The sequence below is a fragment of the Pseudomonas sp. PDM17 genome (genome assembly GCF_014851985.1).
Lineage (GTDB): Bacteria > Pseudomonadota > Gammaproteobacteria > Pseudomonadales > Pseudomonadaceae > Pseudomonas.
Map to the genome: position 1 here is coordinate 607825 of NZ_JACVAT010000002.1, position 17863 is coordinate 625687.

General features: G+C 66.8%; 11 protein-coding genes. 4 read left to right on the forward strand and 7 right to left on the reverse strand.

The annotated features are described in order from the left end of the window. Positions 1 to 7: 7 nt before the first annotated feature. Both IB256_RS08465 and IB256_RS08470 read right to left on the reverse strand, forming a co-directional pair. Positions 8 to 1591 carry a carboxylesterase/lipase family protein gene (locus IB256_RS08465; protein WP_192402099.1) on the reverse strand — a complete coding sequence of 528 codons (1584 nt, stop codon included), beginning with the start codon at positions 1589 to 1591 and terminating at the stop codon, positions 8 to 10. A 53-nt stretch (positions 1592 to 1644) separates the two neighbouring features. Beyond that, positions 1645 to 2733: a polyamine ABC transporter substrate-binding protein gene (locus IB256_RS08470; RefSeq protein WP_192402101.1), complete on the reverse strand. Its 1089-nt coding sequence runs from the start codon at positions 2731 to 2733 to the stop codon at positions 1645 to 1647. 157 nt (positions 2734 to 2890) lie between these two features. Here IB256_RS08470 and IB256_RS08475 point away from each other — a divergent pair, with 157 nt between their 5' ends. After that, positions 2891 to 3523, forward strand: coding sequence for a TetR/AcrR family transcriptional regulator (locus IB256_RS08475; protein ID WP_192295721.1), 633 nt, complete (start codon positions 2891 to 2893; stop codon positions 3521 to 3523). A 7-nt stretch (positions 3524 to 3530) separates the two neighbouring features. Here the strand turns inward: IB256_RS08475 and IB256_RS08480 are convergent, their stop codons facing one another. Then, a complete protein-coding gene (locus tag IB256_RS08480; protein WP_192295720.1) occupies positions 3531 to 4223 on the reverse strand; it encodes an MgtC/SapB family protein in 693 nt (230 codons plus the stop codon). A gap of 221 nt (positions 4224 to 4444) precedes the next feature. On the opposite strand from IB256_RS08480, the gene IB256_RS08485 reads away from it, so the two are divergent. After that, positions 4445 to 4753 (forward strand): NIPSNAP family protein, encoded by a 309-nt coding sequence (locus tag IB256_RS08485; protein WP_192295719.1) that lies wholly within the window; start codon positions 4445 to 4447, stop codon positions 4751 to 4753. 146 nt (positions 4754 to 4899) lie between these two features. Here IB256_RS08485 and IB256_RS08490 read toward each other — a convergent pair whose 3' ends face one another. The 3 genes from IB256_RS08490 to IB256_RS08500 are packed head-to-tail and all read right to left on the reverse strand — an operon-like array spanning position 4900 to position 10633. Next, the gene (locus IB256_RS08490; protein WP_192402434.1) at positions 4900 to 6318 is read right to left on the reverse strand and encodes an efflux transporter outer membrane subunit; all 1419 of its coding nucleotides are present in this window, start codon (positions 6316 to 6318) and stop codon (positions 4900 to 4902) included. 5 nt (positions 6319 to 6323) lie between these two features. After that, positions 6324 to 9455, reverse strand: a complete 3132-nt coding sequence (locus tag IB256_RS08495; protein ID WP_192402103.1) for an efflux RND transporter permease subunit — start codon at positions 9453 to 9455, stop codon at positions 6324 to 6326. A gap of 26 nt (positions 9456 to 9481) precedes the next feature. Continuing rightward, complete coding sequence (locus tag IB256_RS08500; protein ID WP_192402105.1) at positions 9482 to 10633, reverse strand: MexC family multidrug efflux RND transporter periplasmic adaptor subunit; 1152 nt, start codon at positions 10631 to 10633, stop codon at positions 9482 to 9484. Between the two features lie 196 nt (positions 10634 to 10829). Between IB256_RS08500 and IB256_RS08505 the strand changes: the two genes are divergently transcribed. Both IB256_RS08505 and IB256_RS08510 read left to right on the forward strand, forming a co-directional pair. After that, positions 10830 to 11390: a TetR/AcrR family transcriptional regulator gene (locus IB256_RS08505; RefSeq protein ID WP_151186908.1), complete on the forward strand. Its 561-nt coding sequence runs from the start codon at positions 10830 to 10832 to the stop codon at positions 11388 to 11390. Positions 11391 to 11481: 91 nt separating this feature from the next. Then, entirely contained in the window at positions 11482 to 12927 is a 1446-nt protein-coding gene (locus IB256_RS08510) for a SulP family inorganic anion transporter (RefSeq protein ID WP_192295716.1), read from the forward strand. Between the two features lie 260 nt (positions 12928 to 13187). Here the strand turns inward: IB256_RS08510 and IB256_RS08515 are convergent, their stop codons facing one another. After that, a complete protein-coding gene (locus tag IB256_RS08515) occupies positions 13188 to 17750 on the reverse strand; it encodes an autotransporter outer membrane beta-barrel domain-containing protein (RefSeq protein WP_192402107.1) in 4563 nt (1520 codons plus the stop codon). Between the last annotated feature and the right edge of the window lie 113 nt (positions 17751 to 17863).

The window sequence follows — 17863 nt, forward strand, 5'->3', positions numbered from 1 at the left end:
TGTCGTTTCAGCGGGCCGGGTAGATGTTCTCGAACCACCACTGGCGGCGCACGGCGTAGGGATCGTCCAGTAGCTCGGGTTGCTGGTCCAGGCTGAGCAGGGTGCGCTGCCCGGCGTCGTACCGCGGCCATTGCGGCAGCTTGTCACCAGGGGATTGGCTGGCGCCGGCGTTGTCCACGAGCATGCCTTGCATCAGCCTTGACAAGCGATCGCGTTCGGCAGCGTCGTCGGCGTCCTGTGGCGTGCCGGCCAGCAAGCGGCCGACGTAGGTGTCCAGCTTGCCGAAGAAGTAGACCTGGTCGGCGGCGTGCTGGGCGCGACGACGCGGGTCGGTTTCGCGGTCGAAGCGGTAGACCTGCACCCGGTTTTGTGCGGCCAGGCCCTCCGCAGCCCAGAGCGCAGGCATGACGAAGGCGCAGTCGCCCAGCAGGTGCATGGCGCGGACGCCGTCGTCGTCCTCGGGGAATTGCGCGCGATACAGGGCCTTGGCGGAATCCTTGAGCGCCGTCGGGATGATCGCCAGGCGCTCCACCAGCGCATCGAGGCCGAGTCGGTCGAGGCTGTCGTCCCAGTTCAGCCACAGCCCCATCTCGTAGTGGGTGAAGCCGATCAGGATGTCGATACCGGTGGCTGCTCCGCGCCGGGCGAACTCGATGGGGTCCAGCTGCGCACTGGCGTGGGTCTTGGGCCAGAACAGCGAGTCCATGTGGAACAGCATGTCGGTGCGCTCGGACAGGGCGTGCACCTTGGTCATCAGGGCGTTGGTGTCCAGTTCCCGCAACTGCGCGAAGCTGTCGATGGCGCAATCGGCGAAGAATCCGCGCGCGAGTTCCTTTGCCGAGGCGTCGCTGAGCCCATGGCCGAGGTCGCCGCTCAACCCCGGCAGGCCGGCGTAGCCGCTCATCATCACAACGCGTTGCACCAGCCCCTGCAGATGACCGCCGGCGAGCAACCAGCTGATATCGATGCTGCCGGCGGATTCGCCCATCAGGGTGATGTTGCTCGCATCACCGCCGAACTGCGCGATGTTCTCCCGGATCCAGCGTAGCGCCTGGAGTTGGTCGAGCAGGCCATGGGAGTGCGAGCCGGCAAATTCCTCACCACCGAGCACGCTGACGTCGAGGAAACCGAACAGCCCGAGGCGGTAATTCAGTGAGACGAACACCACGTCGCCGTTCGCCGCCAGTACGTCACCGTGGTAGCACTTCAGGCGGCTGCTCTCCAGCCAGTTGGCGCCGCCATGGATCCACACCATCACGGGTTTGTCGCTGGCGGTCGGGTTACGGGTCCAGACGTTCAGCGTCAGACAGTCTTCGGAGCCCACCCACGGTCTTCCCGGCACTGGGGCGCTGTCGCTGAATTCGTCGTACTCGCCCTCGGTTTCGTCGAACAGCTGGGCGGCAGCCGGGCCGAAGCGCTCGGCGCTGCGAACTTCGCTCCAGGGGTGATGGGGTTGCGGCGGGCGGAAACGCAGTTCGCCCAGGGGCGGCTCGGCGTAAGGAATGCCGAGGTAGCGGTAGAGCCCGCTGGCCGGATCGTAGGCGCCGCGCAGTGGGCCCTGGGCGATGTGGATGAGGGTCTGGTCAGTCATTGCGAAGTTCCTGGCACGGACGCGGCGCCCGTCGTTGAAGCGGGGAATGGGAATCAGAGTCCGCTCTTGAAGCGGTTCCAGGCACGGGTCATCAGGCGCAGGTCCGCCGGCGTCGGGTTGGACTGCCAGAACATCTTCTGACGCACCGTTTCGGGCGGGAACACCGTGGGATTGTTCGCCACCTCGACAGGCAGCAGCTCCTGGCTGGCGGGGACTGCGGTGGCGTAGCCGACGGTGGCGGTGAAGTCGGCGCTGACCTTGGGCTCGAGTACCTGGTTCATGAAGCGGTAGGCGGCATCGGAATTGGGCGCGTTCCTGGGCATGGCCATGAAGCCGAACCAGGCGACCGTGCCTTCCCGGGGGGCGATGTAGCGGATGTCATCGTTCTTGCCGGCCTCCTGGGCGCGGCGATGGGCGATTTCGACGTCGCCGGACCAGCCCAGTACCAGGCAGACGTTGCCGTTGGCCAGGTCGTTGATGTAGCTGCCGGAGTTGATGTAGCGCAGGCTCGGCTTGATTCCGTCGAGCAGCTGGTTGGCCTGCTCCAGGTTCTCGCGGGTGGGCTTCTGCGGGTCGAGACCGAGGTAGTTGAGGACGATCGGATAGACGTCCTCGGGGCTGTCGATCAGCCCGACCCCGCAGTCCTTGAGACGACTGACGTTGGCGGGTTTGAACAGCAGGTCGTAGGAATCCAGTGGCGCATTTGGCAGGCGCGCGTTGACGAGCGTCGCGTTCACTCCAAGACCGGTGGTTCCCCAGTCGTAGATGAAGGCGTGGCGGTTGCCCGGATCCTTGCCCTCGACGAACTTCATCAGCTGCGGGTCGAGGTTCTTCCAGTTGGGCAGCTTGCTGCGGTCCAGTTCCTGCAAGGCGCCGGCCTTGATCAGCTGGTCCAGCGAGGTGCCGGAGGGGACGACCACGTCATAGCCGCTGTTGCCGGTGAGCAGTTTCACCATCAGCGTCGACTCATTGTCGAAGGTGTCGTACTGCACCGTGATTCCGGTGGCGGCCTGGAAGTCCTTGATGGTGTCCTGGCCGATCAGGTCTGACCAGTTGTAGACGCGCACCTGCTGCTGGGCGGCGCCGGCAGCGGGGATCGAGAGCGCAGTGAGCATGCCGAGCGCCAGCTTGATGCCTTTCATTTCGGTGGACCTCAGGGTTCTTGTTGAGAAAACTGTATTTTTCTACAAAGTTGTAGTCAACTACAATTTATCAGCGGCGCTGGCATGGCTTTCCCGATATCATGGCTTGAGTAGAATGCTTGCCGTCCATCCCCTGCAGAACCGAAACGGAGCCGCCATGCCCGCCCGCAAGCCCGCCGCCGAAACCTCGCTGCGCGAACGCAAGAAGGAAAAACAGCGCCAGGCGCTGATCGACGTTGCCACCGAGCTATTCCGCGAGCGCACCTTCGCCAGCACGCGCATGGAGGACATCGCCGCCGTGGTCGAGGTAGGGGTGACCACTGTCTACAACTACTTCCCCAGCAAGCACGAGCTGCTGGTGGCGATCATCGATAACCAGGTGACGCTGGCGCAGCACAAGGTCGAGCGAGTGCTGGACGCATTGCCGGTGGAGCCGGTGGACGGGCTGGTGAAGATGATCGGCGCCGACTACGGCAATATCGACCGCATAGAGGACAAGCGCCTGTGGCGCGAACTGCTGGCAGTGATGCTGTTCGCCAGCGCCGAGCACGTAGAGATCGAGCAGTCACGCAGCCGCTTCCGCAAGGCCCTGGACCGGGCGCTGGCGAGTTACATCGAACGCGGGAAGCTGCGTGCCGATTGCGAGGTCGGGGCAGTGGTGGACATTGTCTACGCCATCTATGCCTATCACTTCCGTAGCCTCGCCTGTGCCGACAAGGCGCGCACGCGTGATGCACTGAAGCTGGTGCGCCGTGACATCGAGGTGCTGCTGCGCCCGCACCTCGCGTGAGGCGGTCCTACTGCGGCCCGTCGCTGACCGACCAGCTGGCCGCCGATACGTAGGGCGCCAGGGCCAGTTCGCCGACCAGGGCTTCCAGCAGGCTGTCCTTGTCGCTCGGTGCCAGTACCAGGGCGGCCACTTCCACGTCGCCGCCGGTCTTGCGCGCGTGGCTTTCCAGGCTCTGCAGGGCAAGGCCGTTGGCGCTCAGGCGGCGCAGCAGGGTGGAGCGAACCAGTGCTTCCTGGTGGGCCTCGGTGACGGCCTGGACCGTGTAGTAGCGCTCGCTGCTCGGCTCGATAGGGGCGTGACGCTGGATCCAGCGGGTCACCGAGGGCAGGGTGAGGTTGCACAGCACGATCAGCAGGGTGGCGACCAGCGCCGCCGCAAGGAATCCGGCGCCCGCCAGCACGCCCACCGCGCCGGTGCACCAGACCGTGGCGGCGGTGCTCAGGCCGCGCACGCTGAGGCCATCGCGCATGATTACGCCAGCGCCGAGAAAGCCGATGCCGGTGACCACCTGGGCGGACATGCGCACTACCTGGTCCTCTGCGTTCATGAGGAAGGGCAGGGTGGCGAAGGTGGCTGCGCCGAGCGCGACCAGACCGTGGGTGGCGACGCCGGTGAAGCGCTGGCGCCACTGGCGCTCCATGCCTATCAGGGCGCCAAAGCAGAGCGCCGCGAAGAGGTCGAGGACGATTTCGAAGGACATGCCTTTGTACTCCGCGCCGGTCTTGCGCCAGCGCCCGTGGGAAGGGGCATCGTGCCCCCGGTGATGAAGAAGGAGAGGTCAGTCTACCGGGCTGTCAGGGCGCGCGGGGTGACATAGGGCAGCGCGCTCCAGCACGAGCGGTCGCAGGGTGAATCCTTGTATCGATGGGCGGCTTTGCCCGGTACAGTGGCCGTCCCTTTCACCGCAAGAGAGTCGGCAAGATGGTCACCTGTTACCTGCGCTACGTGCTGGACCCGTACAAGCTCAAGGAATTCGAACACTACGGCCGGTTGTGGATCCCCCTGGTGGAGCGCTTCGGTGGCCAGCACCACGGTTACTTCCTGCCTTCCGAGGGTGCCAGCAACATTGCCCTGGCGATGTTCACCTTCCCCAGCCTGGCCGAGTACGAAAGCTACCGGCAGCGGTCCATGGATGATCCCGAGTGCCAGGCCGCGTTCCGTTACGCGGAAGAAACCCGCTGCATCCTCAGTTACGAGCGCAGTTTCTTCCGGCCGGTGTTCGGCGACTGAGTTCCGGACACGGATAGCGGCGTCGTGCGCCATGGCGGCGGATAACCCGTTCTGGGTTATCCGCCCTACACGCTGCGCCGACCCGAGCCGGTTGATCGCAGGGCGAATAACGCCTCTGGCGCTATTCGCCGTAGCAGGGCAGACGATCAGCGCTGCGCCGTGACGTCACCGCTCCAGCCGCCGCCGAGGGCGCGGAACAGGTCCACCAGGGCGATCTGCCGCTGGGTGCTGGTCTCGATGTAGGCCGACTCGTTGACGAAGTTGCTGCGCTGCGCGTCGAGGTAGCGCAGGTGGCTGTCGACGCCGCCTTCGTAACGCGCCTTGGCCAGCTTCAGCGTTTCGTTGGTGGTGTTGGCCAGAGCCCGACGCGCGGCTTCCTCGCGTCGCAGGGTGTCGGTCGCTGCCAGTGCGTCGGCCACTTCGCGGAACGCCGTCTGGATGGTGCCTTCATAGGCGGCTACGGCGGAGTCCTTGCGCACCTTGGCCAGGTCGAGGTTGGCGCTGTTGCGGCCGGCATCGAAGATCGGCAGCGACAGGGTCGGCACGAAGCTCCACGAACGCGAGCCGCCGTCGAACAGCCCGGACATCTCAGCGCTGGAGGTGCCGAAGCTGCCGGTCAGGCTGATGCGCGGGAAGAACGCCGCGCGGGCCGCGCCGATGTCGGCGTTGCGCGCCTTCAGCACATGCTCGGCGGCGAGGATGTCCGGGCGCCGCTCGATCAGCTCCGACGGGGTTCCCGGCGCGATGTCCTGGATCAGCATGGACTTGTCCTGCGGTACCTGCGGGATGCGCTTGGCCGCGTCGGATGTGCCGAGCAGCAGCACCAGTGCATTGAGCGCCTGCTGTTTCTGCCGCGCATTGCTTTCCAGCTCTGCGCGGGACTGTTCGACCAGCCCGAGCGCTTCTTGATAGTCCAGCGCCGTGGCCGCTCCAGCGGTGCGTCGCTGGCCGATCAGGCGCAGCGAGTCCTCGCGGCTGGCCAGGGTCTGCTCGGTGAGCAGGTGGCGGCGCTGGGCCCCATCGTAGGTGAGGTAGGCCTGGCTGACCTCGGCGATCAGCGCGATGCGCGCGCTGCGGGCGGCTTCCTCGGTGGAGAGGTACTGCTCCATCGCAGCGTCGGTCAGGCTCTTCACCCGGCCGAACAGGTCCAGCTCGTACTCGGGCAGCGCCAGGCCGACCTGGTAGCTGCTGCTCACCGCCGAGCTGCCGCTGTTGGACAGGTCCGCCGGCAGCCGCTGGCGGTTGCCGTTGGCGGCGCCGCTCAGGCCGGGCACGCGGTCGGCGCGCTGGATGCGGTACTGCGCGCGGGCCTGTTCGATGTCCAGCAGGGTCTGGCGCAGCGAGCGGTTGTTGTCCAGAGCGATGTTCACCAGCTCACGCAGTTCGCTGTCGACGATGAAGCTCTGCCAGTCCAGGTTGCTGGCCGCAGTACCGGGCTGGGCGGCGGGGCCGCTCCAGCTCTGCGCCACCGGTGCTTCCGGGCGCTCGTAGGTGGGCGCCATGGAGCAGCCGCCCAGAACAATAGCCAGCAGCAGCGCGCTGGCGGCAAAGGCAGGTTTGCGCAGGGTGGTCATTGCGCGGCCTCCGTGGGTTGATGCGCAGGTTTGGGTTGGCGACGCAGCAGCGACAGCAGCCAGACGAAGCAGATGGGCACGAAGATCACCCCCAGCAGCGTGGCGCTGAGCATCCCGCCGATCACCCCGGTGCCGATGGCGCGCTGGCTGGCGGCGCCGGCTCCGCTGGCGACCACCAGCGGCACCACGCCGAGGATGAAGGCCATGGAGGTCATGATGATCGGGCGGAAGCGCAGGCGCGCGGCCTGGATCGCGGCGTCGCGCAGGCCGTGGCCCTGTTCCCAGAGCTCTTTGGCGAACTCGACGATGAGGATCGCGTTCTTCGCCGCAAGACCAATGATGGTGATCAGGCCGACCTTGAAGTACACGTCGTTGGGCAGCCCGGTGACCGTCACCGCGAGCACCGCGCCGAGGGCGCCGATGGGCACGATGAGCATCACCGACAGCGGGATCGCCCAGCTCTCGTAGAGCGCCACCAGCAGCAGGAACACCACCAGGATCGCCAGGGCGAACAGCTGGGTAGCCTGGCCGCTGGCGACCTTCTCCTGGTAGGAGAGGCCGGTCCACTCGTAGCCGATGCCGGCCGGCAGCTCACTGACCAGACGCTGCATTTCCGCCATGGCTTCGCCGGTGCTGACGCCGGGGGCGGCGTCGCCGGAGATGCGGATCGACGGATAGCCGTTGTAGCGTGCCAGCTGCACCGGGCCTTCTTCCCAGCGGGTGCTGACGAAGGCGGACAGCGGCACCAGCTCGCCGGCGCTGTTGGGCACGTAGAGCTTGAGCACGGCCTCTGGGGTCATCCGGTCGCCCTGTTCGGCCTGCACCACCACGCGCTGCTGGCGACCCGCGTTGGCGAAGTCGTTGATTACCGAGGAGCCGAACGCGGTGGACAGCGCGCTGCTGATGGACTCGAAGCTGACGCCCAGGGTGCGTGCCTTCTCGCGGTCGATCTCCAGGCGCAGCTGGGGAGCTTCGGCGAGGCCTTCCATCATGGCGTAGAGGATCTTCGGGTTGCCGTTGGCTTCGCCGAGCAACTGGTCGCGGGCCGCCAGCAGCGCCTCGCGGCCGAGTCCGGCGCGGTCCTGCAGGCGCAGCGAGAAGCCGCCGGAGTTGCCCAGACCGTCGATCGGCGGCGGGGTCACGGCCATGATCGCGCCGTCGCTGATGCCGGCGAAGCGTTCGTTGATCGCCGCGGTTTCCGCCTCCGCGGACTGCGATTTGTCACGCACGGACCAATCCTTCAGCGTCGGGAAGGCCAGCGCGGCGTTCTCGCCCATGCCGGAGAAACTGAAGCCCATCACCAGGAAGGAGGACGCGACGGCCTCGCGTGACTTCAGGAACTGCTCCAGCTCCTGGCCGGTGACGTCGGCGCGCGCACGAGTGGCGCCCGGCGGCAGCTGGATGTCGACGATCATGTAGCCCTGGTCTTCCACTGGCACGAAGGATTCCGGCAGGCGCAGGTAGCTGTAGCCGAGCAGGGCGACGATGCCGGCGTAGATCAGCATGTAGCGCCCGGCACGTTTCACCAGCGCGGTGTTGAGCAGCGTGTAGCGTTCGGTCAGCCGGTTGAAGCCACGGTTGAAGGCGCCGAAGAAGCCGCGCTTCTCGTGGTGACCTTCGGGGATCGGCTTGAGCAGCGTCGCGCACAGCGCCGGGGTGAAGGTCAGGGCGAGGAAGCCGGAGAACAGGATCGACACCGCCAGCGACAGGGAGAACTGCTGGTAGATCACGCCTACGGAGCCAGCCATGAATGCCAGCGGCATGAACACCGCCGACAGCACCAGGGTGATGCCGATGATCGCGCCGGACACCTGGCCCATCGCCTTGACCGTGGCGGCGGCCGGGGAGAGGCCTTCCTCGGCCATGATCCGCTCGACGTTCTCCACCACCACGATGGCGTCGTCCACCAGGATGCCGATGGCCAGCACCATGCCGAACATGGTCATCATGTTCACCGAGAAGCCCAGCAGGTACATCATCGTCAGCGTGCCGAGCAGGCACACCGGCACCACGATGGCCGGGATCAGGGTGTAGCGCACGTTCTGCAGGAACAGGAACATCACCAGGAACACCAGCACCATGGCTTCGATCAGGGTGTGGATCACCTTCTCGATGGCCACGTCGACGAAGCGCGAGGTGTCGTAGGGCACCGAGTACTCGACGTCGTCGGGGAAGTTCACCGACAGCTCGGCCAGGCGCTCCTTCACCAGCGCGGCGGTCTGCAGCGCGTTGGCGCCGGGGGACAGCTGGATGGCGCCGGCCACGGTGGGCTTGCCGTCCAGGCGCGCGGTGAAGTTGTAGCTCTCGCTGCCCACTTCCAGGCGCGCCACGTCGGCGAGCTTGACGGTGGAGCCGTCCGGATTGGCGCGCAGGACGATGCGGCCGAACTCCGCCGGGTCGTCCAGGGTGCCTTTCACGGCGAGGGTGGCGGTCAGCTCCTGCTCGGTGCTGCCGGGGGAGGCGCCGAAACTGCCGGCCGGTACCTGCACGTTCTGCCCGCGAATGGCGTTGCCCACGTCATCGATGGACAGGCCGTAGCCGACCAGCTTCTGCGGGTCGATCCACACGCGCATGGCGGCTTCGGAGGAGAAGAACTGCAGCTTGCCGACGCCTTGTACGCGGCGCAGCTCGTTGTTGATGTTGCGCGCGGCGTAGTCGCCCAGGGCGGTGGTATCGGTGCGCGCGGAGCCTTCCTTGTAGTTGAGCGCGTAGATCAGCAGGAAGCCGGCGCTGGTCTGCTCGACTTCCAGCCCCTGCGTGAGCACGGCCTGGGGCATGCGTGCCTCGGCCTTCTTCAGGCGGTTCTGCACGTCGACCTGGGCCAGCTCCGGGTTGGTGCCGGGCTGGAAGGTGACCACCACTTCGGCCATGCCGTTGGAGTTACTGGTGGACTCGAAGTAGAGCAGGCCCTTGGCGCCGTTGAGCTCCTCCTCGATCACGCTGGTGACCGAGTCCACCAGTACCTGCGCGGAGGCGCCGGGGTAGGTGGCGGTCACGGTGATCTGCGGCGGCGCCACGCTGGGGTACTGGGCCACCGGCAGCAGCGGGATGGCCAGCAGGCCGGCCAGGGAAATGAACAGCGCCACCACCCACGCGAAGTTGGGGCGCTTGATGAAGAACAGTGACATGGGAATTCCTCGCGGCGATCCTCGCCTTACTGGCGCGACGCCTGCTGTTGCTGCTGGGCGTGACGGGCTTCGACCTTGGCGCCCGGCTGCAGGCCGGTGAGGCCGCCGACGATGACCTGGTCGCCGCTGGCCAGGCCCTGGCTGATCTGCCAGCGCGAGCCCTGCATGGCGCCGGTCTGCACCTGGCGGGTCTCGACGCGGCTTCCGGCGCCGATCACCAGCACGTGGGCAGTGCCATCGGTGGCGCGCTGCACGGCGCGTTGCGGCACGAGAATGGCCTTGGCGTCGGTGCCTTGCGGGGCGGTGACGCGGACGTACATGCCCGGCAGCAGCAGGCCATCGGCGTTGTCGAACTTGCCGCGCAGCGAGACCTGGCCGGTGCCACGGTCCACCGAGATATCGGTGAACAGCAGTTCGCCCTGGCGCTCGTACTGCGTGCCTTCGACGCGCAGGCTCAGGGCCTGGCTCTGGCCGGCGGGGAGGTTGCCGCTCTTGAGCGCTTCACGCAGGCGCAGGGCATCGGCCACCGGCTGGGTGAAGTCGGCGTAGATCGGGTCGAGCTGCTGGATGCGCGCCATCAGCGTGGCGTCGCCCTGGCCGACCAGCGCACCTTCGGTCACCAGCGCACGACCGATGCGCCCGGAAATCGGCGCCTTGACCGAGGCATAGCCCAGGTTCAACCGTGCCGTTTCCAGGTCGGCCTGGGCCGAGCGTACCGAGGCCTGGGCGCTGCGCAGGTCGGCGGTCGCGGTGTCGAAGTCCTGTTGGCTGACCGCTTCGATCTTCACCAGTGGCTCGTAGCGCTTCACCCGTGCCTGGGCTTCCTGCTGCGCGGCCTGGGCCCGCGCCAATTCTCCTTCGGCGCGGGACACGGCGGCTTTCAACGGCGCCGGGTCGATCTGGAACAGCAGGTCACCGGCCTTCACGTCGGCGCCTTCCTCGAAGCGCTTCTGCATCACGATGCCCGCTACCCGCGCGCGCACTTCGGCGACGCGCATCGGCTCGATACGACCCGGCAACTCCGAGGTCAGGGTGAGAGGCTCGGTCGCTACCGCCACCACATCCACCGGGCGCGCCGCCTCGACAGCTGCCGGCGGCTCGCCGGATTGTCCGCAACCCGCCAGTGCCAGCGCTGTCACCAGCGCACTGATTTTCCCTACTGCACGCAACCTGCCCATGTTTCACCCGGGGTCTGTCTTTCTAAGAGGTTGCGTATGATCTTTCTGAAGCTAAAATGAGTCAATATTGACTCATGTGAAACAAGTGTGAGCAAAAGTGTCATTTCCTTTGGTAGGTTGGGACTTTTTCTGCACAATGCAGCTATCCCACCCTTTCCCTTGACCCTCTGACCGGTCACCGACCCGAGGCCCGCTGATGTCCCTGACTGCCCATGATGAACGACTCCTCAAGGCGCTTGCCGCCGCCATCGTCGACCGCCCGCGGGCGACGCTGAAGGAGCTCGCAGAGTCGGCAGGGGTGAGCAAGGCGACGCTGCACCGCTTCTGCGGCACGCGCGACAATCTGGTGGAGATGCTCATGAGTTACGGCGAGCGTGTGCTCAATCAAGTCGTCAGCAATTGCGAGCTGGAGAGCGCCGAGCCGCTGACGGCTTTGCGCAAGTTGATCCAGGAACACCTGACGCACCGCGAAGTGCTGGTCTTCCTGATGTTCCAGTACAGCCCCGACAGCCTTGACCCGTGCATGGACGGTCGCTGGCAGTCCTACAGTGATGCGCTGGATGCTTTCTTCCTCCGCGGCCAGCAATCCGGCGTGCTGCGCATCGACGTGACGGCGGCGGTGTTCACCGAACTCTTCCTGTCGATGATCTACGGCATGGTCGATGCGGAGCGGCGCGGGCGCGCGGCCAGCTCCAGTTCGGCGACCGTGCTGGAGCAGCTGTTCCTGAACGGCGCAGCGGCGCCTGCCAAGGCCTGACGCACTTCCATGCGGGATTAGCGGGTGGTGGCTGGACGTGGTTTTCCGTACCATTGCCGGCCCTTCGTGTTCCCCGCTTCCGAGTAGAAAAATGAAACCCGCCCGCCTGCGTGCCGATGTCCTGGCCGGACTCACCACGTCCTTCGCGCTGGTGCCCGAGTGCATCGCCTTCGCCCTGGTCGCCCACCTCAACCCGCTGATGGGGTTGTACGGCGCCTTTATCCTCTGCACCCTCACCGCCCTGTTCGGCGGGCGCCCCGGCATGGTGTCCGGCGCCGCCGGTTCGATGGCGGTGGTGATCGTCGCGCTGGTCGTGCAACACGGCGTGCAGTACCTGCTGGCGACCGTGCTGCTGGGCGGGGTGGTGATGATCCTGTTCGGCCTGCTGCGCCTGGGCAAGCTGGTGCGCATGGTGCCGCACCCGGTGATGCTGGGCTTCGTCAACGGCCTGGCGATCGTCATCGCCATGGCCCAGCTCGAGCATTTCAAGGACGGTGAACACTGGCTCAGCGGCAACCCGCTGTACGTGATGCTGGGTCTGGTGGCAGTGACCATGGCAGTGGTCTATGGGCTGCCGAAGCTGACCCGCGCGGTGCCGCCGGCGCTGGTGGCGATCCTCGGCGTCGGGCTGGCGGTCTACCTGCTCGGCCTGCCGACCCGCACCCTGGGCGACATGGCGCACATCGCTGGCGGCCTGCCGCAATTCGCGTGGCCGGATATCCCGTGGAACCTGGAAACACTTCGGATCATCGCGCCCTATGCCTTCCTCATGGCCATGGTCGGCATCCTGGAAACCCTGCTGACCCTCAACCTCACCGACGAAATCACCGAGACCCGCGGCTTCCCGGACCGCGAGTGCGTGGCCCTGGGCGCGGCCAACATGGTCTCCGGTGCCTTCGGCGGCATGGGTGGCTGCGCGATGATCGGCCAGACCGTGATCAACCTCAGTTCCGGCGGCCGCGGCCGGCTTTCCGGCGTGGTCGCGGGGGTGATGATCCTGCTCTTCGTGCTGTTCCTCTCGCCGCTGATCGAGCGCATCCCGCTGGCGGCGCTGGTGGGGGTGATGTTCGTGGTGTCCCAGCAGACCTTCGCCTGGGCTTCGCTGCGAGTGCTGAACAAGGTTCCGGTGAGCGACGTGCTGGTGATCATCGCGGTGACCGCCATTACCGTAGCCACCGACCTGGCCACCGCGGTGTTCTGCGGGATCATCCTGGCGGCGCTGGATTTCGCCTGGAAGCATGCCCGCGAGCTGTACGCAGACATCCATGACGAGGCCGATGGCAGCAAGCTGTACCGCGTCCACGGCACGCTGTTCTTTGCCTCCACCACGCCCTTCCTCAATCAGTTCGACCCGGCCGGCGACCCGCAGCAGGTGACCCTGGACTGCGCGCACCTGAGCTTCGTCGACTATTCCGCCATCGCCGCGCTGATGACCCTGCGCGAGCGCTACAGCAAGGCGGGCAAGAACCTGCGGGTGGTGCACCTGTCCGAGCGCTGCAAGCAGTTGCTCAAGCGGGCCGGCGCGCAGCACGCCTGAGTTGCGGAGCGGGCTGGCAGGGTTGTGTGCTTTGTAGGATGGTGTGGAGCGAAGTGATACCCATCGATCCCTGCGCCAGCAGCATGGGTATCGCTGCGCTCCACCCATCCTACGGTCCTGTTTGCGGACCAGAAGCGGGCATAGCACGTAGGGCGGATAACCCGGAACGGGTTATCCGCCGATACCAAGACGGCGGATAACGCTGGCGCGTTATGCGCCCTACGGCCCTGTTTGCGGACCGGGCATGGGCTTGGCGAGCTTCAGAACTTCACCTTGAAGCCCAGGATGCCCTCGTAGCTGCGCCCGTCGCCGTCCAGGGCGCGCTGGTAGCCCAGCGAGCCAGTGACGCTGGTGCGGTCGTTGAGCTGGTAGTCCACGCCCAGGTTGAGTTCGCCCCAGCTGCCGTCCATGTCGGTGCCGAAGGGGATGTAGCCGTCCGCCGAGGAGAACTCGGTCTTGGCCTTGCCCTTGAACTCGTGCCACAGGCTGGGGCGGACCCAGACGCTGGTGCGCTGTTGCTTGCCGTGGTCGTCCTCGCGGAACCAGTCCTTGTCGACGCGCACGCCCAGGCGGCCGGTCAGCGAATCGACATCTTCGAAACGCACGTCGGCGGCGTCGTCATGGCTGTCATCGAGTTTCAGCTTGCTGACGATCAGTTGGGCCTGCGGCTCGACGTGCAGGGTCTTGTCGGAGTCGAGCTTGAACGGGTAGCCAGCCTCCAGCGAGGCGGTGATGCCGTGGCCGCGGGTCTTCAGCGAACCGGCGTCGTTGGCGCGCGCCTTGAGGTCGAAGCGGTTGAACTGCACGACGCCGTCCAGGTACCAGCCTTCGGGGCCGAAGTGCGTCCAGTAGCCGCCTATGCCGTAGGAGCGCAGGGTGTCGTCGCCGGCGTCCTGGCCATCGGTGTGGTCGACGCTGCCCTTGATCCGCCCGGCCTGCAGCGAGAGCCCGGCCTGGTCGGTGCTGCCGTCGGTGTCCTCGCTGCGGTAGAGGTCCGCGCCGACCTGGAAGGCCTGGATGCGGTAGTCGTAGTCCGCGCCGTTGCCCAGTTTGTCGGAGCCTTTCTGGTGGATCAGACGGCCCCAGCCCAGGGATGGGCCGTAGCTGTTCACTTCCTCGCTGGGCAACGGATCGTTGACGTTACGGCGTTCCTCGCCGACCCGCTCGTGCAGGGTGTCGACCAGGGCGCGGCTGTAGTTCAGCGCCATGGCGGGGAGGGCGCTGTACAGCGAAGTTTCGGCGCGGTAGTTGGGCCGGGAGGACGGTGCCGAACGCTCCGGCGCGACCGGCTCGACAGGTGTTACCGGCGTGGTGGGATCAACCGGACTGACAGGATCAACCGGATCGACAGGCTCAACCGGATCGACAGGGTCAACCGGATCGACCGGATCGACGGGCGCCGCTTCCTGGTTCGAGCGCAGGTACCAGGCTTCGCCGTTGCTGTCGTCCAGGCTGGCCCGGTGCAGGGTGTATTCGTAGGGGCCGGCCTTGACCCGGTTGAGCAGGCGGAAGGCGTCCGTCTCGGTGGTGCCGCCGTTCACCGCGTCCACCACCTTGATGCCGTTGCCCTGAGTCAGGGCGCCGGGACCGCCGGCATTCTTGATCAGCAGGTTGCTCTCGCCGTCGGCCTTGCCACCGTCGATCACCAACTGGTCGGAGGGTGAGTCGTCCTTGTACAGGTAGGTATTCAGGGCGAGGGTGCCGTTGGCGCCGTGGTAGTCGTTGCTGGTGAGCTTCTTGTAGCCGCCGTCAGCGCTGAAATCGATCAGGCTGGCGCTGTTGGTCAGGCTGCTCAGGTTGGAATCACCGGTGAGCTGCCACAGGCTGCTGTCCCGCAGGGTCACATCGGAGTGGCTGCCCGTGGCAGTTTTCGCCGAGCCGCTGACCAGGGACGTCGAGAGATCGATGCGGGCATTGCCGACAGCGGCCTCACTCTTGCCCACACCTTGCCACTGGCCGGTTCCCATGTCCGGGATGCTGTTGCCGTCGCTGGCGAGTGCCTCGTCGACGCTCAGCCACTGGCCGCTACCGCCCGCCAGGCTATGGCTGAGGGCGATATCGGCGGCACCGGCAGTGGCGATGGTGGCGCCGTCGCGGTTGCTCAGCGAGCCGTGGTCGATGCTGATCCTTCCCGGTTGTGCATCGGTGCCCTGGGCATAGAGGGCTGCGGACTGATCGCCGGTGGCGTTGACCACGAGGCGCTCGGCATCGACGCTGCCGGCATTCTTGGCGACCACGCCGTGGCCCAGTGCGCCGCTGGTGCCGACGCTGACATTGTCCAGCTGCGCGCTGGCGGTATTGCTGGCCAGCACGCCGAGGGCCTGTTCGCCGGTGGTGGCGACGGTGCTGTTGAGGGCGCTCAGCGTAGCGCCGGATTCGGCACGCAGCCCGTGGGACTGGATGCCGTGGGTGGCGACGCTGGTATTGCTCAGGTCCAGTGTCGCGCTATCGTCCTTGTACTGCCGGCTGACCAGCACCCCCGTGGCATGGTCGCCGAGGGTTTCCACACTGACGTGGTCCGCCGTCAGGCTGACCGCGCCGGGCTTGATCGAGCCGATGCCGGCGTAGAGGCCGACGGAGTATTCGCCCTCGGTCTTCACGCTGAGGTTATCGAGGATCATGCTGCCGCCGTCGTCCACCGCCGCGCCGTAAGCCTGCGAGCCCGTGGTGCGCACACTGGTGCCGTCGGCCATCAGCAAGGCACCGGGATTGCGCGCTGCCAGGCCGTGGGGGAACGTGAGGTTGCCGGCGGTTGGCGAACCGTTGCCGGTGGTGGTGACCGATCCGCCGTGGACGGTCACGGTGGCGCCCAGGTCGGCGATGATGCCCATGGCGTTGTCGTTGCCGTGGGTGGTGACGGTCACGTCGTTGACGGTCAGTGTCGAGCCGGGCGCTGCGGAGGAGGAGCTGCCGGCGCCCAGCGCGGTGGAGTAGTTGCCGGAGGTGGTGACGCTGCCGTGTTCCACGATGGCGTCGGCACCCTCGCGGATCTGCACGCCATAGCTGGTCTTCGGCGTGGTGCGGACGTCACTGGCGGTCATCTTCAGGCTCGAGCCGGCGCCTTCGACCAGCACGCCGGGTGACCAGGGACCGGCGCCTCCGACCTGGCTGTCGACCGCGATGTTGCTGTTGCCGACGGTGGCGCTGCCGCCGCCGCTGATGTTCAACCCGATGGCGCGGTTGCCGTCCACCGCGACGCTGGCGTGATCGACGCTGGCGGTGGAGCCGGCACCCTCGACGGAAATGCCGTGGCCGTAGTTCAGGCCATGCACGTCCAGCGTCGTCCCGCTGATGTTCAGGGCACCGCCGGCCATGGCGCGCGCCCCGGCGGCAGGGTTGGCGACGCTCCCCGAACCCTGCACGCTGACGCTGCCGCCGGTCAGACTGACGCGGCTGCCGGTGCCCTCGGCGCGGGCGCCGCCGACGTTGGTGCCGCTACTGAGGATGCGGTTGTCGCTGGCATCGATGATCCCGCCATTGGTGGCATGCAGGGCTGCGGTGGTGGTGCTGCTGGTGGCGTTACCGCTGACATTGATCTCGCTGTGCCCAAGACTGATGTGCGCGCCGTCTTCCGCGCGGGCGGCACTGGCGCTGCCACCGCCTATGTTCAGCAGTGCGTCATCGGCCTCGATGCGGGTGCTGGCGCCCGTCGCCAATAGCCCGTGGCTCAGGCTCAGGGGCTTTTCATCGTCCACCGGCAAGGTGGCAGACACCGCAGCGCCGCTGGTGCGGATTTCACTGCCGGCCAGGTCCACCTGGGCGCCATCGCGCGCCCAGATACCCACTGAGCCCTTGCCAGTGGTGGCTATCTCGCCGCCGTCGATGGCGACCTGGGTAGCGCTGCCAGCGGCCAGCACGCCATGGCCATAGCCGCCGGCGGTGCTTACATTGCTGTCGGTGAGGCGGACCTGGGCGCCGTCGTCCGCGCGCACGCCATAGGCGGAGCCGTTGCTGGTGGTTACGTCGATCCCCTCGGCGGACAGCGAACTGCCGCCACTCACCTGTATGCCGTGGGCCCCACCAGTGCTGCTGTTGCGCGCGCCGCTGGTGGCAATGGCGACGCCGTCCAGGCTGGCGCTCGAACCGTTTTCCAGTGACAGGCCGACCGCGCCCCAGGACTGGGTGGCGACCGAGCCGCCGGACATCTCCAACTGCCCCCCGTCGACGACCACTCCGCGGTTGTTGGTGCCTTTGGCGCCGCCGCCGACCAGTATGTCGGTATCGGTCAGGCGGGCTTCGCCATTGACGTCGATCTTCATTCCGGTCAGTTCGTTGGCGGTGATGGCGACTCCGGCGGTGGTCTTCGGATCGAGTGCGATGCTGCTGCCGGTCATCCGCAGGGTGTCGCCGGCAGCGACGTGCACGGCGGTCTGTCCCTTGGCCGCCGCCGCGCTGGTGGCGCTGCTTTCGATGCGCCCGCCGGCATAACCCAGGTTGCCGTTGCCGCTGGTCCGTATCCCGCTGGTGTTGGCGGCGGCCAGGCGGATGGTGGTATCGGCATGGTCGCCGCTGACGATGCCCGCGTTGCCGGCCAGCGTCACGCTGATCGGCGGCGGGGCGCCCAGCAGGCCCACGCCGGCGAAGGCTTGCGGTGCTTCGTGGGCGGCCTGCAAGGCGATGTCCAGGTAGGAGGGATGCGGCGGGTCGAAGAGCACGCCGGCTTCGGAGGGTTGGTTGAGGTCTTCGGAATCGGTCTCGGCGACGTTGTCCTCGGCTTCGGCGCGGATGATGCGCAGCCCGAAGGCGCTGGCCAGCACGAGGCTGATGGCTTGGGCCAGGCGGGAGTGGCTGAGACCGGAAAGGAAGGGCTGGTTGGCTTTCATGGCAGCCTCCAGGAGGCAAGGAAAAATTGCCGCCAGTCTCCGGGGAGCGTCCGTTGGTGAATGTCGGAGCCGCTGTCATCAGCTTGTAGGAGTGACTCCCGCCTTCAGGGCTG